A 24,724-nucleotide genomic window follows, 5' to 3' on the forward strand; every position below is an offset into this window, starting at 1 on the left:
ATCAATTGATTTAATGTTATCTAAGAGCGGTCTTTACTAAAAAAAACACCATGATCATACATACCGAAAACCCGACAGTTGAGGTACACGACTTAACCGTAAGCTATAATAAGAAGCCTGTCTTGTGGGGAGTAGACCTCACCCTTCCTGGCGGTATTTTGGGTGGAATCATCGGGCCAAATGGGGCGGGTAAGTCCACGCTTCTAAAATCTATCATGGGCCTGATACCGATCAGCAGTGGGTATGTTAAAATTGCCGGCGCCCCGTTAAATAAAAAGCGGGACCTAGTAGCTTATGTACCACAACGCGAATCGGTAGATTGGGACTTCCCTGCTTCAGTAGCAGATGTGGTCATGATGGGAAGATACAATAAAACCGGCTTATTCGCCAGACCACGAAAAGCGGACAGAGATGTAGTCAATGACTGTCTGGAAAAAACAGGTATGTCTGCGTATCGAGACAGGCAAATATCCCAACTTTCCGGTGGGCAACAACAGCGGGTGTTTCTGGCAAGGGCTTTGGCACAAGATGCCGACATCTACTTCTTGGACGAACCATTTGCCGGTGTAGATGCCTCTACAGAAGCAACCATTATAACGTTGCTTAGAGAAATGGCTGCTGCCGGAAAAACTATACTTGTCGTACACCATGACTTACAGTCCGCACAGGACTATTTTAACTGGATAGTACTGTTAAACATGCGCTTGGTCGCATCTGGCCCGACTCAAAAAGTGTTTACGCCAGATCTCTTACAAAAAACCTATGGTGGCACACTGACCGTACTATCCAAACTTGGAGACCTGCTGGCCAACCAAGAATTCCCTACCAGGGAAGATTGAAACCCTACTTAATATTTGTACTGCTATGTCTTTCAAACAACATATACTGGTTTTTCTAATATGCTTCGGTGCTGTATTAGGGAACAACTATTTAACTTATTTACATTTTGATTACAGTGGTATACCAGATGCAGCCAGTTACCTAAAAATGGGAGAAGGAAACTTTGATGTTACTGCAACCCACCGTTATAGAGTGGTGGTACCTGCACTGGCAGCGGCCACTGCCATACCTATCAACAAAGTCTATGAAAAACTGTGGCCCAACCGTTCGGAAAGCCAATGGCCACTAAAGTTTAGCTTTTACTTGATCAATTCCTTTTTGTTTTCCTTAGCCGCTTACCTCATTTTTTTAACATGCCTGGCCTATAAAGCTTCTGTAATAAGCTCTTTAATTGCACTAATAGCTGTTATAAGCAGCAGATGGGTGCAAGTGATGGCTGCAATACCAATGACCGACAGCTTTTATTTGCTTGTCATTGCATTATCTGTTTATGGAATGAAAAAACAGTCGCCTGCATTGTTGGCGACCGCTATTGTTCTAGGGCCATTAGCCAAAGAGTCTTTCATTTTCATTGCCCCAATCATATTATTTTACGGAAGGAACACTATTCCTTTTATCAAACAAGCCCCCCTTTTCGTTTTAGGAGGAATTTTGGCATTTGGCACAAGGCACCTGATTGACCTACATCTGACCATTGCCGCCACAGAGAGTCTTAACAACGCTTTTGCCCATTTCGAAAACTTCAAACACACCTTTTTCAGGCTGTTTTCCATTAGAGGAGCCGGTGAAATACTAAGTGTGTACAGTATCTTTTCTTTGATCATCTTCATAGGACTTACCGGAGGAAAGAATGAAAGAAATAAATGGATAAAGTATCTCGATGGCCCATGCCTATTCTTGCCAATAGTAATTATACTACACATGTTCCTTTCCACAGAAGCAGGGCGTATGATGTTTTTTGCCTCCCCAGTGGTTGCTGTAGTTATGGCGTTAATATTAGACAAACACAAAGCATTTACCCCATGGCAAAAACTGCAAAACACCCTTAATGGGGCTAATATCCATCTTAAAAACAATGACCCAAAACCTGTAGCAAAACTGTAACATTGCATGGATAAACTAATCACATTTTTATCACTGAGTGATCCCAATGTACGGTATGTCGTTATTGGCTCTACCCTATTGATGGCAAGTTCAGCAGTAGCGGGTTGCTTCACATTCCTTCGTAAGCGATCCTTAACAGGAGATGCCGTAGCGCATGCAGTACTTCCCGGTATATGTCTTGCGTTTATGCTATCGGGTCAAAAAGATCCACTGATGCTGCTAATCGGTGCTTTTGCTACCGGATGGCTATCGCTCATTGCCATGGATTTTATTAATGGGAAAACCAAACTCAAAGAAGACACCACCACAGGCCTGGTGCTATCAGTTTTTTTTGGTATAGGAGTTTTGCTTTTAACCATTATTCAACAATCGGGAGCTGGCAATCAATCTGGCTTGGATACTTTTCTTTTTGGCAAAGCCGCTGCCATGAAAGAAAACGATTTGTTGGTGTTCGGAACAACAGGCTCTTTGATACTTCTCACAGTCATTGTCTTTTTTAGAGAATTGACCATTGTTTCTTTCGACCCAAATTTTGCCCGAGCCATAGGAATGCCCATCAGGTTGTACGAACTTATACTTACGACCATAACCGTTTTAGCGGTAGTTATTGGCATTCAAGCTACAGGGGTAGTATTAATGGCAGCCATGCTCATAAGCCCTGCCGCTGCCGCCCGGTTTTGGACACACAAGCTCCCTGTCATGATTTTGTTGGCAGCGATTATGGGTGCTTTTTCAGGCATTTCAGGAGCCTATATTTCTTATGTGTACCCGACTATGCCTACCGGCCCCTGGATTGTTGTTATAATATCCCTTATTGCTTTGGGTTCATTTCTCCTAGCCCCTGGAAAGGGAATATTGGCACGCTTGTCCAGACAAAGGGAAAACAGAAAAAAGATTATGGAGGAAAATGTGCTCAAGGTATTTTTCCACTTGGGTGAACCAGAGAAAGACTTTTTTAAACCACGCACACAGGAAGATTTGTTAAACAAGAGAGATATGGACCGTAGCCAATTGAACAGCACCTTATACCGGCTAAAATCTGACGGATACCTAAAGCAGGAAAAAAACAAATGGATGCTTACCAATGAAGGGTTTGGGCACGGCAAAAGGGTTACCAGACTACACCGATTATGGGAAATGTACCTTTCGACGTATATGAACATAGCGCCTGATCATGTACACGACGATGCAGAAACCATGGAACACATTATAACACCAGAACTTGAACAAAAACTAGAGCAGCAGCTTGGGTTCCCGTTAAAAGACCCACACGACTCAGATATACCATATAAAGGAAGTTTTTGAGGCAAAAAATTTAGGCACTATAACAATGGATGAATTTTACATTATACTTACGGGTGCGCTTGTAGCTATTTCCTGTGGCCTTACAGGTTGCTATCTTATTTTAAGAAGAATGGCCATGATCGGAGATGCTATTTCCCATGCTGTTTTGCCTGGCATAGTTATAGCATTTTTACTTACCGGCACCATTCAGTCCTTGCCAATGCTGATCGGAGCAGGTCTGGTTGGTGTTTTAAGTACCATGCTCATTGAGTTCATCCACCGAAAAGCAAAAGTACAGACCGATGCGGCCATTGGGATCACTTTTACCTTCTTATTTGCTGTGGGCATTATACTTATATCAGCTTTTGCAAGCAATGTCGACATCGACCAAGATTGTATTCTGTTTGGCGAAATTGCGTTTATACCACTCGACACTACCGAAATTTTTCCTGGATTTGAAGTACCTTTGGCAGTGCTGACTTTAAGTTTTACACTGCTGGTGAATATTGCTTTTATAACATTAGGGTACAAGCAGTTATTTATCACCACCTTTGACCCAGCTTATGCTTCAGCGATAGGGATTTCAGCAAGTGTTTGGCACTACCTGCTTATGGGAGCCGTATCATTTACCACAGTAGCTTCTTTTGAAGCTGTTGGTGCTATATTGGTAGTAGCATTTTTAGTGGCGCCCCCTGCTACCGCTTATTTACTGACCGAAAGCTTCAAGACCATGTTGGCACTGACAGTACTTTTCGGTATCATTGCATCAGCAGCCGGTTATGCTTTGGCCACTGCCATTAACGGTTCAATTGCCGGAGCCATGACTACTGTAGCAGGAGCCTTGTTCTTGGCAGCCTTCATTTTTACACTGATAAAAAAAAGAAACAGAACACAAATTACAGAGGTTATAGACAAACCTGATTTGACAGAAAGCCTCAAAGCCGAAGCATAAAGTCAGAATACCTATCGTTTATGTATTAACGTTAAAGAAAAAATTATGAGCAATATATTAAAGACTGCCTGTTTTCTATTCATTGCCCTTTTTATAATTGCATCTTGTGCTAGAAAAAAAAGTGCCACCCAAGCAGAGCAGATTGAATGGATGAGTTATGAGGAAGCCGTAGAAGCTTCCAAGAGAAAACCGAAAAAGATTTTTGTTGATGTATATACCTCATGGTGTGGCTGGTGTAAAGCCATGGACAAAAAAGTATTGACCGACCCCCAAATTGTTTCTGACATTAATGAGCATTACTATGCTGTAAAGTTAAATGCAGAAAGCACTAAAAAAGTAATTTACAAAGGCAAAACCATGACAGAACAGCAACTGGCACAAAAGGTATTTAATGCCACAGGATATCCAACAACTGTTTACCTCGACAGCAAGGAAAATGTCATTTCGCCTGTTCCTGGCTATTTAGAAGCTGATGTATTACACCAAGTACTGTTGTTTTTTGGGGAAGATCACTATAAAAATACTACCTTTGAAAAGTATCAGTCACAATTTGAATTAGAATAGTTTTGAACCACCATTATTTCTCAGAAGCAGAAGATACCATTGCCGCCATAGCCACCCCCTCAGGGTCCGGTGCTTTGGCGATTATAAGGGTTTCTGGTAAAGAAGCCATTGATATTGTCAATAAAATCTTTTACGGGAAAGACCTGTCCGAACAAGACAGCCACACGGTGCATTTTGGAACAATACGTGATGGAGACAAGATCTTGGACGAAGTATTGGTCTCAATTTTTCGGGCTCCCCGCTCCTTTACGAGAGAAAACGCAGCCGAAATATCCTGTCATGGCTCTGAGTTTATAATACGCCAAATCATACAACTACTAATACGGACTGGAGCCAGAACTGCCAGACCGGGCGAGTTTACCAAACGTGCTTTTCTGAACGGCAAAATGGATCTTGCTCAAGCAGAAGCTGTAGCAGACCTTATCAATTCAGATTCAGAAGCTGCACATATGGCCGCACTCAATCAAATGCGCGGAGGCTTTTCTTTAAAGATAAAGCAGTTGAGAGAACAGCTCATCCACTTTGCCTCTATGATAGAACTGGAGCTTGATTTTGCTGAAGAAGACGTAGAATTTGCTGACCGGGAAAAACTTAAACAACTTGTATCGGATATCAAGCAGGTAACCGAAGCCCTGATTTCCTCATTTGACCTGGGCAATGTGGTAAAAAATGGTGTCCCTACCGTCATAGCTGGCAAACCCAATGCGGGAAAATCTACCTTGCTCAACGCCTTGCTCAATGAAGAAAAAGCCATGGTATCGGATATACCAGGAACAACAAGAGATTTCATTGAAGACGAAATCAATATAGGAGGCATTACTTTTCGCTTTACGGATACCGCTGGTCTGAGAGAAACGGTAGATAAACTAGAAGCTATGGGTATAGAGCGTACCCGTGAAAAAATGAAAAAAGCTTCCCTAATTATCTACCTTTTTGATGTAAACAGTACCACCAAAGAGGAGCTTTCCAAAGACATTGAAGAATTACAAGCCCTAAATATACCTTTTATAGCTGCGGGCAATAAAATAGATGCTGACAAAGGAAAACCTGAAGCTTTTCAAGACTTTGAAGACATCACCTATATCTCAGCACGTGACGGTATAGGGCTGGATGAATTAAAAGATAAAATCCTTGGCCGGGTAAACGCCCAAGATTTCAAGACAGGCAATACAATGGTTACCAACCTCCGTCACTACGAAAGCCTTGTCAATACCAAACAAGCCTTACTGACCGTATTGGATGCCATAGACAATGGCGTAACCGGTGACTTCTTAGCCATGGACATCAGAAATGCCCTGCACTACCTCGGTGAAATTACGGGAGAAATAACCAACGAGGATTTATTGGACAATATTTTTAGCAAGTTTTGTATAGGAAAGTAGCTTTTGCTTTATATTCAAATGTTAAATTATAAACACAAAAGTGTAAATTTCGACTTAACAGATAAATAATTGAAAATAAATAACTTAATTTAACAAGAAAAACAAGATCAAAACAATACTCGTAAAAGCATATAAATTGTAATAATTCGTTAGCAACAAAAACAATGATGCAAAAATTGCAGCTCGTGCAATCTTTTTTTCATCATTTTTGTTAATTTAGTGTAGACTTAAACAAAAAAAGCCATGTTAAAAGATTATATAGAAGGATTAAAATCTATTAATGACTTGAGTGGCGAAAGATATTATAATGATTTCGAGCAATACCCGTCCAATATGAACGATGCAATTGGGGGGTACTGGAAAAGAGCAGGAAGTTATTTTTCTATCACACTTAATAAAATTGCACAAAATAGTAGCATTCTTGATAAAGCTCTGAATATTGACTCAAAGAAGAAAAAGTAAGTAAGTATGTCTCCCTCTTCTGGTAAACTTAAAGATTCCGAAATTGACCCTGAGAAACAAAACAATGCAAAGGAGCTCAAGAAATCTTTAGAAGATATATTTAAGAACACTAAAATACCTCAAAATAAAAAGGAAGAAATGATTCAACAGATTTCGGTTGTTGTTGAGCAATCATTTTCAGGATCTATTCCCCCTTCTGGTATTTTAGAACAATACAATAACATAAACCCCGATTTTTCGAAACCAATTGGAGATATGGCCATACAAGAACAAAAGTATGCCCACTCAAGGGACAATATTATTATTAATAAATCCTTCACAACAAAAAGATTTGGTCAACCTTGTGCTGTAAATCTTGTCTGAAACTTAAAAAGATATGTCCATTCACCTCTACCAATCCCAAAAAGTTCAGCGGTACATCGGCAAAGGAGTCTATGACGATCTGCCATGGGCTGAAGATCAGGTTGACCCGCTGACCCTATGGTATGCAGATGTGTTCTTTATAAGAAGGGAACGCTATCTGGTCATTGCCAATCCGCTAACTAAGTTTACCTTCTTTGTTTTCAGGTATAACAAAAAGACCCACCCCGATTTTATGGAAACCTTTAAGGAACGCTTATCCTTTACCATGAAAGCCGCGGAAATAGACCCTTCTAAATACCTAGAGCAGTGCGACATGCTTGTTCCTTTTGAAAAACCTGACAGATCAGCATCTGCTCATTTGTCAAGAATAAAAACTGATTACAAAGACAGTATTGAATATAACAAACGTGGTGTGCATCCTTCAGAGGCTGAGTCAGTTTATAATACACATATTGTAGACTATTTAACCACCTACAACAAAAAAGATTACGACTACGTCAAAAGAAGATTTTACCATGAACTGCTTTTAAGGAGGTGGGCTTAAAGGCCGAAGACTCTCTGAACAAATTCTTTCAATAAAAATGTCAGATATTTGTACACAAAGCATGTCTCTTTATACGGGTAATGCCGGTATGGCATTAAGGACAGCCGCAGAAACATATGTGTATATTTACTCAATCTCCTTTTTATACAATAATTGACAGGAGTTTATTTTGAAACTTTATTATTTTCAAGTCTGGCTGACCATTTTTTAAAATCATGATTCAGAAATTCCAAGATGTAACGGTAACTAATGAGAACGGACGAACAATTATTACCGGAAAAACCATTGACCGCAGCCTGATGATCTTTCAAGTGCTTGCCCTTCTTTTACCTGCCCTTATTGTCTCTCTGACAGACTGGTTTTATTACAGCGTACCGGTTATTGTACTTACAACTGCCTGGATCCTATTTAACATCACTGGAAAGTATAAGGTCGTTATAGACAGAGATCATTTAACCATCTGAAAACTTCCTTTAGGTAATAATCTTCTTCACTGCAGACTGCAGGACATTAAGAGAGTAGGCGTAAGAAGAAGCAGTCAGTCACTTCAAGGAAATTTACCCAGCATCACGGGGCCTGATGTCGTAGAACTGCTACTGCATACCGGCAGCAATGCCAAAACCATTTTGCCTGGACTGTCTAATGCTGAAAGACAGTTTATCAAAAATATCCTTGAAAAAGTGCTTGATCAATACCACCGGAATTTGAAAGGCAGTTGTGACCGGCCAGCGTGAAGAACACAAAGTTTCAGTTGCTTCCAGTGTCCATTGACTTCAAAGGCCGGTTTCTTGCGGTGGAACACCAACCCTTCTTCTCATAACAGTTGTACACTAATATTATTTCAAAAAACATTTTTTTTAGCTTTATTAAATCATTTAGAGCTAAATTTGTCGAAAAAAATATTACACCTGTGAAAAAGCTAGTCTTTCTTTTAACCTGTTTATCCATGTATTTTTCTGGGAATTCCCAGCCACCAGAATTAACCGAAAAAGATGTGATGAATCCCGGAGATGAATTTGAAGTATTTTTTGGAGTTCATGGAGAATATGCCTCACCCGGATCGGAAGGAGAAGACCAGGTATGGGACTTTTCTGAACTACCATATAATCCCGGGTTTCCTATGAACTTTTTTCCTCCCAACCATTTCGGTGCAGCAGAAAAGTACCCAGATGCTACTACAGTACAACGGTTTGGTCTATGGGATGAAAAATTTTATTTTAAAGTAACTGAAGATGGCTTATTTCAGGAAAACTTTTCGGCTTCTGGCAGGGTAAGCCATGGTGGTCCTATGGAAGATTATGTATTTGACGATCCTCTGACCCCTCCTCTGCAAAAACTCAAGTTTCCTGTCACATACGGTGATATTTTCACATCAGAGTCAGAGTTTTACCAATTACTACAACTAGAATCTTCCAATAAATTAGGAAAACGTGAGACTTTTAAAGACAGTGTAATTGTTGATGGATGGGGGGGGGCAATAATAACACCTACAGGCACTTACAATAATGCTTAATAGGATAAAAAACATTCGTTATAATACTGTTAGAAATGATAATGCCTTTTCAGGAGAATTTAGAGAAGGGGTAGTAACATATAGCAATGATACCATCTATGAATGGTGGATACCAGGAGGCTCCTACCCTGTCATGCAACTTTTTATATTTAAGAATTCCGCAGCAATAGGCAATCCTCAGGATTCTGACTTAATGACTAGTTATTCATTTTACAAAAAGAAAGAGGTTGAAACAGGAACAAACAATTCCCTAAGAGTTGATCTTGCTGCATTCCCCAACCCGGCCAGCAATGAAATCTCTTTCCCCGGTGCGGACAGAATACTTTCTCTGACCGACTGTTCCGGCAAAACATTCCCTTTTGACATTATATCAAATGACCCAGTTATCAGAATAAACCTGAACGTGCCACCTGGTATATATATAGCATCGGTAAGCAGTGGCAATGAAGTTAAACCAATAAAAATATTGATCCAATAGGGACAAAAAGTTTATTGAAGTTACTCTAACAGTAATTTCAATAAACTTTATACATTACCCTTGTGGCAATAAACAGAAAACCGGGCTTTTTTACCATTTTTCATTTCCCACTTTTTTCTTTTCACTTATCCCCAATCAGGATAAAAGCATACATTTTATTCCTATTATCCATTTTATAGTGTTAAATTGCGAATTATCAGCTTTGATTTTTTGATGTCAAATTATAAGTTTAAGCCGAAGGTTTTCTTTTGTATACTTCCTATACTTGCAGGAGTACTTTTTTTTGTGTTTTCGCACAAAGAGGACCTTCAGATCTATCCTGCAAAAGTTCAAATCGGCTACTTTAGTGATGAAGAAAAGGGTGGTACAACCGAAATCCATTATTTTGACGTAAAAAAAGACACTATATCCACCAGTTACACCCTCAATGACGGTTTTCAGTTCCCCTACTACGGTATTTTCTTTACAAAAGGTCACCGACATTTTTATGACCTTTCAGATTATGATTATCTGGAAGTAGAACTGAAAGCAGAGCGCTCCAGAAGAATTCCAATTCATATTGTTCTTAATGTACCGGAATATACAGATACCTTAGACGCCCTAAGCTACAGACAAATGGAGCAGGAGTTAGATTATTCGATTAGTCAAAATACATATAGATTATATATAGATGAATTCAAAACCCCTGCCTGGTGGTTTATGGTAAGAAAAGTCACGGAATCAGAAATAGGCAAACCTTTATACGAAAGAGTCAATTCTTTTAATATCCAAAACTGCCAGCTTCTTTCTCCAGGTGAAAGAGAAAACATAGACATATATCGCATTACCTGCAAAAAAGATAATTTAAAGGCGGGCGTATACGGCACCACTATAACCCTTGTACTTTATACTGTTATATTTCTTACAATCAGATTAAGAAAACTTCCGGAAAATGTGGTTAACCTGAAACAGCTTTCTGTCGGAAACCAGTCAGATGAAGAGGCTGAAAAAATATTAACCTATATCGCACATCATTATCCAAATACTGCATTAAACCAAGAGACCATTCAAAAAGAACTCGGGTTTTCTGAAGCCAAAATTTCCAATCTGATAAAAACCTACACCAATACTACCTTTAAAAAATACCTTAATCATATTCGACTTCAGGAGGCCAAAAGGTTGCTGACTGAAACCGATAGGCAAATCAATGACATTGCTTATAAAGTAGGCTATTCTAATGTTTCCCACTTCAACCGGGTCTTCAAGGAGTCCGAAAAATGCTCTCCAAACGAATATCGAAAAAAATTCACCAAAACACCTTCTATTCCTTTGTAAAAAGTTTTTGCAAAGTTTTTAAAGAAAAATGTAAAGTACTGTTTTACGATTTAATGCCACATTTACCTAAGCCAACGGTGGCATTTCATATCATTTAAACAGTCATATTATGAAAAGAACCTTTACATTTTTTTTACTGCTGTTAACATCTTTCACACTATTATATGCCCAGTCACTGTATGACGACAGTGAAAGTCCGGCATCACTTAGAATGGTTTATACCACGGGTACTTATCAACGAGGAGTAGACAACCCAGCTCCCGATGGATATAACAATAGCTCCAAGGTGAGCAGCTTTACCCGAAGCAATGAAGAGTACTGCGTGTTCGTGCTAAACTCAGGTGCCCCGGCTAAAGATGTGGGTCCATATTTAACAGGAGCAAAAAGATTTACTTTTGATGTTTATAGTGAACATCCTGGTACTGTAGTACAAATAAGTATTGCAAGTGCCCATAAAGCCTCAGCCGACTATCCCGTAGGAAGGCACTCCGACTATTCAGCCACTACTACCAAAACGAACGAATGGGAAACGCTCACTTTTACTTATGCCGGCTGGCGACCTGACGCTAGTGTAGAAAACTCTGAAATAGATCAATTCAGCATCCTCTTTGATCCAGAAAAAACAACTTCAGAAGGAAGGACTTACTATTTTGACAACTTTTTTGGCCCTGAAAGAATTACCCCTGAACCTTCAAGGATATTGTTCGAAAACAACAAAGACATTTCTCTCCTTGACTATACCAGCACCGGCACCTTAACCAGAGGATATGAAAACCCTTCAACCACAGGAGAAAACACTAGCCAGAAAGTCACCAGATATCAGCGCTCCAGCCAACAGTTTGATGAAATTATTATGGATCCACTGGTACGTATAAATAATGTGGAACCATTTCTGGCAAATCGCAAAAAGATGACCTTGCAATTTTACAGCGAGTTTCCCGGAACTGAGGTAGTTATCATATTCTCCAATTCAGATAAAAACATTGAAGGGTATCCACATGGGGTACACTCCGACTACAAAGCATATACCTCAAAAACCAATGAGTGGGAGACCTTAGTATTTGACTTTGGTTGGCGTCCAGACATAACAGTTTCTAATTCTGAGATAGATCGGATAACATTAAATATTGCTCCAAACACAAACTATACCAACACCTATTATTTTGATAACTTTCATGGGCCCCACGTCTTTTATGAAGGCACTGCACAGTTGAGCATCAATGAATTTATGGCCTCCAATGGAAATACCATAGCAGATTATGAAGGAGATAGAGAAGATTGGATAGAAATCTATAACAGCGGAGACGGCAGCCTTAATCTCAGAGGGCATTATTTATCAGACAACGACAACAACCCGACCAAATGGATATTCCCAGGGGTGATAATAAACCCAGGAGATTACCTTCTAGTATTTGCTTCGGGAAAAGATACTATATTTCCGAATGGTGAAGCACATACCAACTTCAGAATAAGTTCACAAGGTGAGCCTATAAGGCTTTCCTCGCCAGATGGTGAAGAAATAGATCATGTGTCTGCCGTGTCCCTTCAAAGAGACAGGTCTTATGGGCGACTTCCTGACGGAAACGGTGAATGGGCTTACCTTTCCAATGCCTCGCCAGGCGCTTCCAATAATTCTACACCCTCCTATGCTGGCCTCATTACAGAAGTACCATCATTCTCTGTCAATGGCGGTTTTTACCAGGAGCCTGTTGCCCTGACCATACATGCAGGATCGGAATATGTGATCCGGTATACTTTAAACGGGTCGGAACCTGACGAAAACTCACCTGTCTTTTCCTCTGAAATAAGCATCTCCGACAGAAGCGGAGAGCCCAACTTGTTTTCCAATATCAGAACCACTTATTTAAACTATGTTCCATGGTATGCTCCAGAAGAAAATATAAGCAAAGCCACTACCGTAAGGGCAAGGCTGTTTAAAGAAGGCCATGCTCCTGGCCCAATTGTCACGAACACCTATTTTATAGGAGAAGAACTGGCAACAAAATATCAGATAACGGTGTGGTCGATAGTTACGGACAGCATGCACCTGTTCAGCAAAGAAACAGGAATTTATGTTCCGGGCAAAGCCTTTGAAGACTGGCAGACAGGCCATCCGGACGAAGTACCGGACGGTGCCACACCAGCAAATTACAACCAGCGTGGAATGGACTGGGAAAGATCCGCCAGTGTAGAGTTTTTTGAACCTGAAAATGCAGGAGGCTTTAAAATGGATGCAGGCCTTCGGGTGCATGGGGGATGGTCACGGGCCATGACCCAAAAATCCTTCCGTTTCCACTTTAGAAACCAATACTCCAGCCGCACACTTGAATATCCGGTATTTCCAGAACTAACACAGAAAATAAATGGCCGGGATGATCTCAATGAGTTTAGAAGACTAATTCTCCGTCAAAGTGGAAGTGAAAACTCCTTCACCTATTTCAGGGATGCCTTAGCGCACAAGCTTATAGAACACACTTCTGTGTCCACACAGGCTTATCGCTTATCTGCGGCATACCTAAATGGGGAATACTGGGGGTTATATAACATCAGAGAAAGAATTGATAAAAGCTTCCTTGCTTCACATTTCAAGGTTGACCCTGAAATGGTGACAATTCTACAATTTAGCGGCAACCTTAAAGAAGGGAAGCAGAAGGATGCAGATGATTACCTTGCTCTTCTGGACTATATCCGAAACAATGACATTAACAATGATGCAGTATATGAGCATGTAAAATCCAAAATTGATATTGCTAATTATATTGATTACCACCTTGCCCAAGTTTTTTATGGCAATCACGACTGGCCAGGCAACAACATTCTGTATTGGAGACTCCACAATGGGAATATAAACGCTTCCTTGCCGGGACATGACGGCAGGTGGCGCTGGATACTGCAGGATGTAGACTTTGGCTTTGGCTTTGACTCTTCCCCTGAACACAATACCCTTGAAATGGCCACATTGGAAGGCGGCACCGAATGGCCTAATCAAGATTGGGCAACTTTCCTTTTCCGAACCTTGCTACAGAACCCTGAATTCAAAAACGAATTTATAAACCGTTTGGCTGACCACATGAACACAAGTTTCAAGCCTGAAAGGATACAGCAAGAAATCACTAAGTTTGAAAGTGCCCTGGAACCTGTCATCCAGGAGCAGATTCACCGCTTCCAATCGCCTTATGATTATAACTACTGGAAAGAACAGATAGAAGTTGTAAGGAACTTTGCCGAAAACCGAATACCGAACCAGCAGCAACATATCCTAGATTATTTCGGGCTTTCGGGCACGACCACCGTCACTGTTGATGTGCACCAAAAGAGAGGGGGCGAAATTAAGATTAGCTCTCTGAGACTAAACAATAAAGTTCCAGGAATAAATGAGAAAGTATACCCTTGGACAGGAACCTATTTTAAGGATGTACCTGTTACCGTCTCTGCCATTCCCGAAGCAGGGTACCGCTTTACAGGATGGAACGGAAACAGCGCTTCAAACGAAGACACCACAATTACCTTACAGGAGGCAGTAAGCCTGACTGCCTATTTTGAACCTCTTACAGAAGGAGGTGAATTCCCTAGAGCCCATATATTGGCTCAGGCTGATTATACTTTAAGCGCATGGAGCAATAATTCTGAGGCGGGCACCTATCCCCCATCCATGGTATTCCTGCAGTCCCGAACCGTAGACCCAGGGCTTGCGACTCCTATGGAAGACCCATATGCTTTTTCGTATAATCTGGACAGAAGAACCCGGATAGAAGGTTTGAATGACAATGGCTTTGCATTTATAAACACCGGAACATCCAATGACGTCCTGCCCAATGCGGAAGGTCGTGATCTAGGAGCGGCTGTTTTAGCTTTAAACACACTAAATGTTAAAAAAGCCTATATTTCATTCAAGGCAGGGACTGAGCTTTCTAACCGCAGGATCTATGCCATCCGCCTACAATACAGAGCTGGCAACACAACTGAATTTAGAGACATCATCCATCAAGGAGAACCTGTAATATATTTAACAAACACAGACGGGCACTCCGAACATTTTGAAAACATAGAGCTACCGGAGGAAGCATTAAACCAACCATATATACAAGTGCGCTGGGTGTATCACCATATCACAGGCATTTCAGGCCCTAGAGCTAAATTACGCATTGATGATATTTCAGTTAATGTTGAAGAAACTCAGGAGGAGGACTTAACTGCTGTAACGGACACTAATGATGGAGGGGTAAAGCTGTACCCCAATCCTTCTGATGGAAATTTCAAGGTTGTTTTTTCCGGTAATTACACCGGCAAAGTGACCATAACCATTACAGATATAAAGGGCAGGCAAATATTCACAGAAACTTATTATAAGGATTCAGAGCAGAAAACCTGGGGCATGAAAAACATGATCAAGACCTCCGGAATTTACTTTGTCAAATGGCAGACACAGGAAAGTACCGGGGTGGAAAGAGTTCTAGTTATCGACACCCCTTAACAACAATAACACCTCATAGGCAGCTTTTCAAGCTGCCTATTTCATCTCCCCTTCAACCTGGATCATCAAAAACTTCTTATATTTGAACCAATATAACTTATTGGTATAATGAGCGGCAATATTAATTATGATTTGATACTGGTTCTTGGGCTTTTGGTGGCGGCCATAATAATGTTTATACAAAACAAACCTCGTATGGACGCAGTAGCTATTATTATGATCGTAGCACTGCCTTTCACAGGTATCATTACCGTCAGCGAGGCCTTAACAGGTTTTAGCGACCCCAATATTATACTAATTGCCGTGCTTTTTATTCTTGGAGAGGGACTGGTGCGTACAGGCGTTGCACGACAAATAGGCGATTGGATATTTGATCACTCAAGAGGAAATCAGACACGCCTGTTAATAATGCTTATGCTTGCCGTAGGATTTATAGGCTCTGTAATGAGCAGCACAGCTATTGTGGCCATTTTCATACCTATTGTTCTTCGTATAAGCAACAACACCGGTATAGTGCCCAGCAAACTTATGATGCCCTTGAGTTTTGCGGCCCTGACCAGTGGTATGATGACCCTTGTTGCCACAGCCCCTAACCTAGTCGTAAACTCCGAACTACAACGACAGGGACATGAAGGGTTTAAATTTTTCAGCATCACACCCTTCGGACTTGCCATACTGGTCATGGCTACTTTATATATGCTTTACGCAAAGAAATGGCTACCTGAGAATACTTCAGATGGGAAAAAACCACACAAACCGACTTTAGGAGACTGGATAAAAAAATACCAGCTTTCCGACAAAGAATACCGTGTAAGGCTAAAACCTGACTCGAAGCTTATAGGGAAAAATTTCAAAGATTTTAATCTTGACGAAAAAGGAGTGAGCCTCCTTGCCGTTGAGCGTCGTGAAGGCAGAAAAAGTATCTTTCACCGCCCTGTAAAACAAATGCCTTTTGCCTCAGGAGATATACTCTTGCTTGACGTTCGCTTAGAGGAAGGGGAAATTACAGAGCTTGTAGAAGAGTATGGCGCAGAGATTATCAGACTAAACGCATCTACCTCTTATTTAAGTACTACTGCACAAGAAATGGGAATGGTAGAAGCCATGGTGCCAGCCGATTCCCATTATGTAGGCCGCTCTATCCAAGAGTTGCACATGACCAGCGAGCTAGGTTTTACCGCAGTAGGTCTTTGGCGGGACAGTCAGGCAATACAAGAAAACCTCTTTAAGGAAAAATTGAAAGTGGGAGACACCTTGCTTATTGCCGGTTTCTGGGAAGATATCAAACGGTCAAAAAACGACATCAAAGACTTTATACTTCTAAACCTTCCGGCAGAGTTTGAAGAGGTGCTGCCCGCGCGCTCCAAGGCACCCCATGCCGTGATTATCTTACTCATTACTGTGGGCTTAATGGTAAGCGGAGTGATGGAAAACGTCCACGCTGTTATGCTGGGCTGCCTTGCACTTGGGCTATTTGGAGTGGTAGATATGAATACGGCATATAGTTCTATTTCATGGAAAAGCTTGGTCTTAATTGTAGGCATGCTTCCATTTTCCATAGCCTTGCAAAGAACCGGCGGAGTGGAATTGGCAGCAGATGCTCTTTTGGTCTTGGTGGGTGACAGTGCCCCTAGAGTAGGCATAGGAGCCTTGTTTTTAGTTACAGCAGTACTCGGCCTTTTTATATCCAATACAGCAACTGCGGTTTTAATGGCTCCTGTAGGACTGGCTATGGCCTCTGAACTAGGCATATCACCTTATCCATTTGCCATGGCTATTACTTTGGCAGCATCTTCAGCATTTATGACACCGGTAAGCTCTCCCGTTAATACCTTAGTGGTAGCGCCCGGGAACTACAAGTTTGGCGACTTCATTAAAATGGGTGTACCATTTACCATACTCATTCTAATTCTTAGCATTATCATGATTCCGTTAATTATTCCTTTTTAAGATTATCAATTAAGTACCTATAAGCTAATAAAGATGGTTACAAAAAGCAGATGACCTTGGAAAGTAATATCAAAAAGAAAACCCTACTTACAACCGTCGGACTTCTACTGGCCTACTTTCCCACATATACTCCATCGGCTTTAGGTAACATTGACGAATCTTTAAAACCCAGTGGGCCAACATCGGTTATTTATTGGAACTGGATTGCAGTCATAGCCCTACTAGTATTTATACTAATCATTGAGAGAAAACTATTAAGCTCTATCCTACTTATCAAGCCTAACAAAAAAGACATCTTATGGGCTTTGATATTTTGGGCAGTAGCCATGACTTGGAATGTAGTAGCCAATACCATAGCACCACAACCTACAAATACCGGCATAGAAACTCTGAGTAAACTTTCACTGCCTTGGCTCTTCGCTTTGGTCTTTACCACCGCTATCACTGAAGAAATTTTATACCGTGGATACTCTATTGAACGTATAAGAGAATTGACCGGAAAATTATGGTTAGCAGTGTTGTTCAGCTTCATTATTTTCTTATTACCACATATCAGCTTTTTCGGATATCAATGGCTTTTCTACCAAGGCATAGGCACCATACTCATTTATATACTCTACATCTGGAGAAGAAACCTCTATGCCTGCATGCTCCTTCACTTTCTGCTAAATGTGCCCGTGTTATTTATATCATAACCTGATACTTTACCCACTTCTTACCGTCTAGCACCCCATCAACGACTTCCCATTTTAGGTAATGAGAAATTAAACACCAACTTTATTTTAACCTGAAATATGTATTAGAGCTTTCTATTACGAGGCAAAATAACTTCAAATCAAACGTTTCATCTCGCATTTGGTTTTTAACCATAGAACCACGATGCTTTGCAAACCAAATACCCTGATTTTTTGTTCTTTTGCCCCTCATAACGAAATCTAATGCATAATCCAGGTTTAAGCATAAAAAAATCAAATTTTATTTAAAAGATTAAGCAAATTACTATCAATTATTTACAAATAATTCCCACAATAATACCATAAACTCCCTGATTTATCATGCACCCATTTTTTGCGCATGCCCGTATATTTTAGTTAAACGGTCAGCTAATAATGCTTAAAAGATATATACTTTTAACTTTTCTGGTGCTATCCGCTCTACCACTTTGGGGTACGGCTGACCCAATCGTGCTTTCTGACAAAACACTGAACAAGGAGCATTTCTTTCATGGCAATTATCTAGACCTGCTTGAAGATCCCTCAGGCACTTTAACGCTTGAAGATGTAATGAAGGAAGAATACCAGCACAAGTTTTTCAGAGACACTATCAAAATTGCGGGCAAGTTTAACTTTAACTCTTACTATTGGGGCAAATTCACCATTGTTAACCAGTCATCCCAAACCAAAGACTGGCTAATGGAATTTTATGACTTTAAAATAGACTCCTTTGAAGTGTACATTCCCGATGCTGATGGAAATTTCATCAAAAAAACGGGAGGTGACCAATACCCTTTCTCTTCAAAAGAGTATGTGCATAAGAACTTTGTTTTCAACATCCCTCACATTCCAGAAGATGAACCATTTACCATTTACTTTAAGGTATATATAGAAGAGCCAGTGGCTGTAATAGGAGTTGTGCGTACCAGTAAGCGCTTTATCCAATATGCTACTATAGAATATTTCTGCCTGGCTTTATTTTACGGAATTTTGTTATCGGTACTGTTCTACAACCTATTTCTGTTTTTTTCTGTAAAAGAAAAGTCTTATTTCTTCCTTGCCACCTATATTTTTGGCTTTGGATTACATGCCATGAGCAAGGACGGTACTGGGTTTCAATTATTCTGGCCGGAATACCCTGAATTAAATCAATATGCCACCCAGTTTTTCCAACTGGTTATCATGGCGTCCATTGTATTGTACGCAAAAGCTTTTCTCCTGATCCGGACGCTCTTACCACTGTTCAACAAATGGTTAAACACCTTGATCGCCATCAGAATTGTGCTTTTCGTTCTATCTCTTACAATTCCTGACAATATAGTATACAGCTTCACTTACTATTATGACTTTTTTACAGCCTTTACCATATTTACCATAGGAATTTACACCTATTATTATAAAAAGTACAAACCTGCCAGGTACTATATGATGGCCTTTGCCTTTTTCTTTACAGGCTTCTTTATTACCACCTTACACACCCTACGCTGGTTTGAATTAGGTGTTTATTTAACGGCATATGGGTTTAATGGCGGTGTATTATTGCAAATATTCTTCCTTTCTTTATCGGTCGGTCACAGAATCAACATATTGATACAGGAGAAAGAGCAAGTAAAAGACCAGGCTCAAAAAGAGTTGGAAGAAAAGGTCAATGAAAGAACCATGGAGTTGCAGGAAAAAAACCGGCAACTAGACTCATTTGTATATAAAGCTTCTCATGATATCAAAGGGCCTTTAAAATCTATTATGGGCCTTACTTCGGTAGCGCTCAAAGACGACCCGTCTCGTTCGAAAGAGTACCTTACCCATATCATGAAAAGCACCAAAAGGCTGGATATACTGCTCCATGACCTGCTAGACTTAACCAAACTACAGCGTGAAAAGCCTCTGGAAATAACTGAGGTACACATAGAGGACCTGATCAAGGAGGTAATCCTCAGCTTTAAAAATGTAGAAGGGTTTTCGGAAATGAAAATGGATATTATAAACAAAGCAGGCAACACCATCCCTATGGACAAAAACCTGATATATTCCATTATTCAAAATTTTGTAGAAAACAGCATCAAATACAGAGACCCGGAAAAAGCACAGCCAATGCTAAAAATTATAGTAAAATCAACCAAACAGGGGATTATTTTCACTTTTAAAGATAATGGTCTCGGTGTTCCTAAAGGTTACCAAGAAGCTATTTTTGACATGTTTACAAAGGTAAATGAAAGTTCAAATGGTTTTGGCATTGGCTTACATATTGTCAAGCTGTCAGTAAACAAGTTGGGCGGTACAATCACAATGAATAGCACTGAAGGAAAAGGAACCGAGTTCAAGGTTATAATTCCACATTTAACCCTAAGCCAAGCCACACCCGAAACTCCAGAGAAGGAGGTTGCCTAAAACACAAACTATTTGTAGGTGATCGTAAAATAACCATATTTAAAGAATTTAGAGAGCCTAATGAAAATCACTTTACGATAATGTATCAGAATAATGAAGTGACTGTTTTTGAACATATTAAAAACCACAAGTATTACAGCACTAAGTATGTGTTTACCTTTATCAAAAGAAGGTTATCAACTAAAACAACTTTCAAACCGATTAATCTTAATTACAATGAGTGATTAATATGACCACTCTGACATTTCTTATTTACGACTCTCTTGTATTGCAAACTTGTATTTCCAAAGTTAATCAACAGACCAACGGGAAGTTTATAAGCTTCCAGATAAAATAGCCTGCGCCAGATGCACATCTTCTAACTTTATGATTGCTTTCAGCTCAACCATTATCTTATTCTCAACAAAGAAGTCGGCACGCCTCTTCCCTATTTTATTTCCTTTGTAGAATATGGACATTTCGTGTTCCCGGCTGAACTTAAGTCCCTGAAGCGCCATCTCTATCTCAAGCGCACGCTGATAAATCACCTCCTGAAAACCATTGCCCATTTCACGATGCACCGCCATGGCACAACCTATAATCTTCCCGGTAAGCGCACTGTCCGGATACTTTGGATTAATCATGATAGTAAAAAATATGATTACCTTATAATTATAGACTAAAATGATTAAAAATGCAAATCGTCTTTAATTATGATTACGCTGATTCACTTGATTACAATGGTCTTAAACTATGATTACTCAGATTCTCATGATTACCATGATTAAGGAAATCATAGTCCATCAGGGCAATCACAAAAATCATAGTTAAGACAAAAAAAATCACAGTTTTATCACCTCACCTTCACCTCATAGACAAAAGTCTTTCCTTTAGAAGTATCCAATTTATTGTCTTTGAGCCTGACCCTCGCTTTTTTGTCGCCGTGAATGGTAAGTGGGTAAACCCTGAACTTTGCTTTTCTTTTAAAAGTCACCTGTCCTTCCATTTCCTGTACAAGCAGAGGAAGTTTGCCAGCATCAGTGATTCCTTTGCGCGAGTAATTGTATTTTTGACCAGTGGCCTTTATTGGAGTTGTGGTAACAAGGTAAACCTTCTTAGATTCCGACAGTGGTTTTCCATCAGCCGAAACGACCAGGACAGATGCCCAGGAGTTTTGTACTTCCACATCCATGAAAGGGAAACTGAACTTCTGCCCTTTCAGGCCACCTGTTACCCCTTGAACATTTTCACTTCTTATCTGCATGACACCCGCGCCATAGTCAAGTGCAAGCTCGCCTGTTTCACTTTTAATTACCTTCTTGTCAGCATCGTGAAAAGAGGCAAAATCTCCGATAGGCTGTACCGCTGTTGAGTCTGTTGTCTTGGCTACTTTGGTAACAAAAGGCAGGTAAAAGTTCTTGTCAAGGAAATCGCTGTACAGCGGAAGAGACTGCCATTGTTCCGGTTTTATAAAATCAGTTACCAGTCCCGGCGCCTGCTTAATGTCGCCCCTCAGGAACATAGGTGCTGCCACTACCCATTGCGCTACCTGTTCTGGCAAGCGCGACATCATAAAAGGGTGCAACTCATCTCCGCCTGGCATGGTAGAGTCAAAATCAAACTCCATCATGCCATCAAAACCCTGCAGGGAAGCATAAGCTGCTGCAAAAGGAAAGCCCTCCAGCGCATACTCATTAGGATAGCAAATATTGTATTCTGTAACCATAAGCGGCTTATCAGCCCACCGGAACTTTGAGATGTTTAGCATGATGTTCTTCTGAGGATTCTTAAGCATACTCAGGTTCTCAATAGGCGCATACAAAATCCGCGACCAATCGTTATCAATTTTCCAGATTTGCGGATGGTCCCAGTATTCATTGGTAATGATAAAGTCCAGTTTGGTATTGTTGTACTGGTTGGCCAAAACGGGTATTGGGAAATTACTCCCTGCAAGCAAGTATTTTGCACCGGCCTCCCTGAGCTGGTCGTACATATATTGGTAATACTTTCTTTCTATGTTGTTGTAAAAAGCGATGCTTTCTTTCACGTCACCTCGGGTATTGTCTTTCTCATTAATAGAAGGTGACGAATTACCAGTACCATAATCAAGGCCGAAGGATGAAAGCTTTTTTCCAGGGTATTCTTTTTCAAACTTTTCCTGAGCCATTTTCCGGTAAGGCTCATTAAGTATATCCCCTCCAAAGTGTAAAAAAGCAGAGGATTCATTGATAAATTCTGACGCAATTATAGCAGGCTCTTCATAATAATGAAGTTTGGTATAAGGATTTTTATGTGAAAGCAACTGCTGCGCATAATCTACTTGATATTCAATAACTTTATCGTGAAAATATCCAACCTGTTTTCCTCCTAAGTCTGGCAGGTCATGCTCAACACCCTCAAGACCATTAAAATCCCTATGCACCAGCAGGTCGAGAAAGGTGTAGATACCTTTTTTCTTCAAAGCATGAATCAGGTAGTCGAGTTTGTCCAGGCTTTCAGGAGATAGTTTTTCAGCCGCGGCGCCACTATTAAAAATATTAGGGTCTGCCCATGGAGCATCCATATGGTGGAAGCGTACCAGGTTACAGCCCATCTTGCTCAGACGCGTGGCAAGTGAATCGGCAGTTTTTTTTGAAGGAAAACAGTTTCCCCCTACCAGGTTAACGCCCCAAAACTTTGCAGGCGTGCCGTCTTCAAAAACCACTTTATTTCCAGATGTCTGCAAAAAGCCATGTTTACCTGCGGGCGCATCCAGAAGGTTCGACCAGTCTACATAATGGCTCCCATTAAGTGCAGGCTGAACCTCAAATGCATACCAGTTTCCTTCATCTACAGGTCCAGAAGGGAGTTCGGCATCCAGAAAGTCGCCATTTTTGTCTTTAAACTGTACAGTAAGCTCATCAAAATAGGCCGTTCCGCTGGCATTGCCCAAACCTACAAATACTTTTACGCTTCTGACGGCCGTGGAAATTGGGTAGGTGTTTGAGTAAAAAGTCCAATCTCTTGTACCAGTCCGCTGTCCTACCACAGGCGGATAGCCACCTTCCAAAGCACCTGCTTCATTTAGGAGTTCTACTGAAATACGTGCCTGCTCCCATGGCTGGTTGCCCCGCTTTACACTGTCCACCTTCATCCATCCACTAACAACTAACTCTACTACTCCCTCAGGCATAAAAACAATCTGGTCAGCACCCGACCATTTGTGCTCGCGGTTAAAAACCTTAAGGCTGCGCTTGCCTTCTTTAGCGGTTAAAGAGATTTCTCCACCCCAAAGATTCCAGTCGCTTTCACTTTCTTCAAAACCAGGGTTTCTTAATTGATTTTGAGCAAAGGAACTGTAAAACAGAACGCTCAAAAGGATGGTTGCAAATGTTTTTAAGTTCATATGAGGAAGTTTCCCGAATTAGAAGAGTACAGTTTTTTCTTACCAAAAGATAATTCCCAAGTTGATAAAAAAGGACTTAATATCCAATGACACTTTACAACTTTATACGGAAGAGAAACTCTAGCATGTCTGCTATGAATATTATTAAGTTTCTCGCCACCTGTCTTCCATAGTAAAAAATATGTTAACAAGGAAAAACTTCCTATTAATCAGCAGCTTAATCCTGTCGATTAACCACAAAGCCCAACCCATCCATTTTTAGAGGAAACAAAGAGCCGTCTTTTATAATTCTCATTTTACTGAATTGACCATTAGCGTCAAAGTAATTTACAAAGCGACTCCTTGCGTAATATGGTATGCGTTTAAAAACCTCAACGACCATTGAGTCGAGTGTATCATGGCGGTGATAGAATATTTCTTTCCTTGTTTTACTTCTTAAATTTAAATAGAATGTATAAATAGAATCAGGAATAGAATTCCGACCAGAATAGTATACCTCCTTTACAAAATTTTCTTTCCGTAAATCGCCATATTCAACACCATCAACCTGCACTATCCTTCCTAGGCTATCCAGGCTATAGATAGTGGTATCGGAACCATCGTGTTTTAAGTTAGATATTTGATATAAACAACCTAAAGAATCCAGGTAGGAGAAATCTATTACCCATGAATAGCATGAATTTACCACTTGAGAAGAAAGTTTTCCGATTGAACCAAATGAGAAATAATAAGAAGCCCAACCTATACTACTTTTAAAATAAATGCTATTAGTCTCATGATCTACAGTCACAGTATTTAAGTTAGGAGTATGGCCTTCTTGTATATTTTCTATATTCTGAGTTAATGTATATACGCCACTTTCCCAACCTTCAAGGTCATGTATTGGAAAGACAGGATTCTGGTTTACGTAGGAGAAGCTACGCATGTCAAGCGGAACCTGTTGTTTAGACTGACAAGCAAACACAAAACAACTTATCGCAAGTAATATATGTGCCACACAAAAATTTCTCATACCATAAAGCAGTAAAAAGCAAA

General features: G+C 40.4%; 19 protein-coding genes and 1 pseudogene. 17 read left to right on the forward strand and 3 right to left on the reverse strand.

Annotated features, from left to right (window positions below; genetic code table 11):
- Nucleotides 1-50: 50 nt before the first annotated feature.
- The 17 genes from RCC89_15610 to RCC89_15690 all read left to right on the forward strand — a co-directional run bounded on the left by RCC89_15610 (nt 51) and on the right by RCC89_15690 (nt 20,325).
- A complete protein-coding gene (locus RCC89_15610) occupies nt 51-839 on the forward strand; it encodes an ABC transporter ATP-binding protein (GenBank protein ID WMJ74579.1) in 789 nt (262 codons plus the stop codon).
- Between the two features lie 25 nt (nt 840-864).
- On the forward strand, nt 865-1,944 hold the full coding sequence (locus RCC89_15615) for a hypothetical protein (protein ID WMJ74580.1): 1,080 nt from the start codon (nt 865-867) through the stop codon (nt 1,942-1,944).
- A gap of 6 nt (nt 1,945-1,950) precedes the next feature.
- Complete coding sequence (locus RCC89_15620) at nt 1,951-3,249, forward strand: iron chelate uptake ABC transporter family permease subunit (protein WMJ74581.1); 1,299 nt, start codon at nt 1,951-1,953, stop codon at nt 3,247-3,249.
- Between the two features lie 25 nt (nt 3,250-3,274).
- Complete coding sequence (locus RCC89_15625; GenBank protein ID WMJ74582.1) at nt 3,275-4,180, forward strand: metal ABC transporter permease; 906 nt, start codon at nt 3,275-3,277, stop codon at nt 4,178-4,180.
- A 45-nt stretch (nt 4,181-4,225) separates the two neighbouring features.
- The gene (locus RCC89_15630) at nt 4,226-4,744 is read left to right on the forward strand and encodes a DUF255 domain-containing protein (protein WMJ74583.1); all 519 of its coding nucleotides are present in this window, start codon (nt 4,226-4,228) and stop codon (nt 4,742-4,744) included.
- Between the two features lie 2 nt (nt 4,745-4,746).
- Nucleotides 4,747-6,126, forward strand: a complete 1,380-nt coding sequence (gene mnmE, locus RCC89_15635) for a tRNA uridine-5-carboxymethylaminomethyl(34) synthesis GTPase MnmE (GenBank protein ID WMJ74584.1) — start codon at nt 4,747-4,749, stop codon at nt 6,124-6,126.
- 243 nt (nt 6,127-6,369) lie between these two features.
- Complete coding sequence (locus tag RCC89_15640) at nt 6,370-6,588, forward strand: hypothetical protein (protein ID WMJ74585.1); 219 nt, start codon at nt 6,370-6,372, stop codon at nt 6,586-6,588.
- Nucleotides 6,589-6,594: 6 nt separating this feature from the next.
- Complete coding sequence (locus RCC89_15645; protein WMJ74586.1) at nt 6,595-6,951, forward strand: hypothetical protein; 357 nt, start codon at nt 6,595-6,597, stop codon at nt 6,949-6,951.
- Nucleotides 6,952-6,964: 13 nt separating this feature from the next.
- Nucleotides 6,965-7,495: a hypothetical protein gene (locus RCC89_15650; GenBank protein ID WMJ74587.1), complete on the forward strand. Its 531-nt coding sequence runs from the start codon at nt 6,965-6,967 to the stop codon at nt 7,493-7,495.
- Between the two features lie 215 nt (nt 7,496-7,710).
- Complete coding sequence (locus RCC89_15655; GenBank protein WMJ74588.1) at nt 7,711-7,959, forward strand: hypothetical protein; 249 nt, start codon at nt 7,711-7,713, stop codon at nt 7,957-7,959.
- A gap of 530 nt (nt 7,960-8,489) precedes the next feature.
- Nucleotides 8,490-9,008, forward strand: a complete 519-nt coding sequence (locus tag RCC89_15660; protein ID WMJ74589.1) for a hypothetical protein — start codon at nt 8,490-8,492, stop codon at nt 9,006-9,008.
- On the forward strand, nt 9,001-9,486 hold the full coding sequence (locus tag RCC89_15665) for a T9SS type A sorting domain-containing protein (GenBank protein ID WMJ74590.1): 486 nt from the start codon (nt 9,001-9,003) through the stop codon (nt 9,484-9,486). Before RCC89_15660 ends, RCC89_15665 begins: the two co-directional genes overlap by 8 nt.
- A gap of 213 nt (nt 9,487-9,699) precedes the next feature.
- Complete coding sequence (locus RCC89_15670; GenBank protein ID WMJ74591.1) at nt 9,700-10,800, forward strand: AraC family transcriptional regulator; 1,101 nt, start codon at nt 9,700-9,702, stop codon at nt 10,798-10,800.
- Between the two features lie 109 nt (nt 10,801-10,909).
- A complete protein-coding gene (locus RCC89_15675; GenBank protein ID WMJ74592.1) occupies nt 10,910-15,274 on the forward strand; it encodes a CotH kinase family protein in 4,365 nt (1,454 codons plus the stop codon).
- 108 nt (nt 15,275-15,382) lie between these two features.
- A complete protein-coding gene (locus tag RCC89_15680; protein WMJ74593.1) occupies nt 15,383-17,224 on the forward strand; it encodes an SLC13 family permease in 1,842 nt (613 codons plus the stop codon).
- A gap of 56 nt (nt 17,225-17,280) precedes the next feature.
- Nucleotides 17,281-17,919: a CPBP family intramembrane glutamic endopeptidase gene (locus RCC89_15685; GenBank protein ID WMJ74594.1), complete on the forward strand. Its 639-nt coding sequence runs from the start codon at nt 17,281-17,283 to the stop codon at nt 17,917-17,919.
- Nucleotides 17,920-18,333: 414 nt separating this feature from the next.
- On the forward strand, nt 18,334-20,325 hold the full coding sequence (locus RCC89_15690) for a sensor histidine kinase (protein WMJ74595.1): 1,992 nt from the start codon (nt 18,334-18,336) through the stop codon (nt 20,323-20,325).
- 211 nt (nt 20,326-20,536) lie between these two features.
- Here the strand turns inward: RCC89_15690 and RCC89_15695 are convergent.
- The 3 genes and pseudogenes from RCC89_15695 to RCC89_15705 all read right to left on the reverse strand — a co-directional run bounded on the left by RCC89_15695 (nt 20,537) and on the right by RCC89_15705 (nt 24,701).
- Nucleotides 20,537-20,948, reverse strand: a pseudogene (locus tag RCC89_15695) (GxxExxY protein).
- 209 nt (nt 20,949-21,157) lie between these two features.
- Nucleotides 21,158-23,689: a carbohydrate binding domain-containing protein gene (locus RCC89_15700; GenBank protein ID WMJ74596.1), complete on the reverse strand. Its 2,532-nt coding sequence runs from the start codon at nt 23,687-23,689 to the stop codon at nt 21,158-21,160.
- Nucleotides 23,690-23,906: 217 nt separating this feature from the next.
- Nucleotides 23,907-24,701 carry a hypothetical protein gene (locus RCC89_15705; GenBank protein WMJ74597.1) on the reverse strand — a complete coding sequence of 265 codons (795 nt, stop codon included), beginning with the start codon at nt 24,699-24,701 and terminating at the stop codon, nt 23,907-23,909.
- Between the last annotated feature and the right edge of the window lie 23 nt (nt 24,702-24,724).

Source organism: Cytophagaceae bacterium ABcell3, assembly GCA_030913385.1.
Classification (GTDB): domain Bacteria; phylum Bacteroidota; class Bacteroidia; order Cytophagales; family Cytophagaceae; genus ABcell3.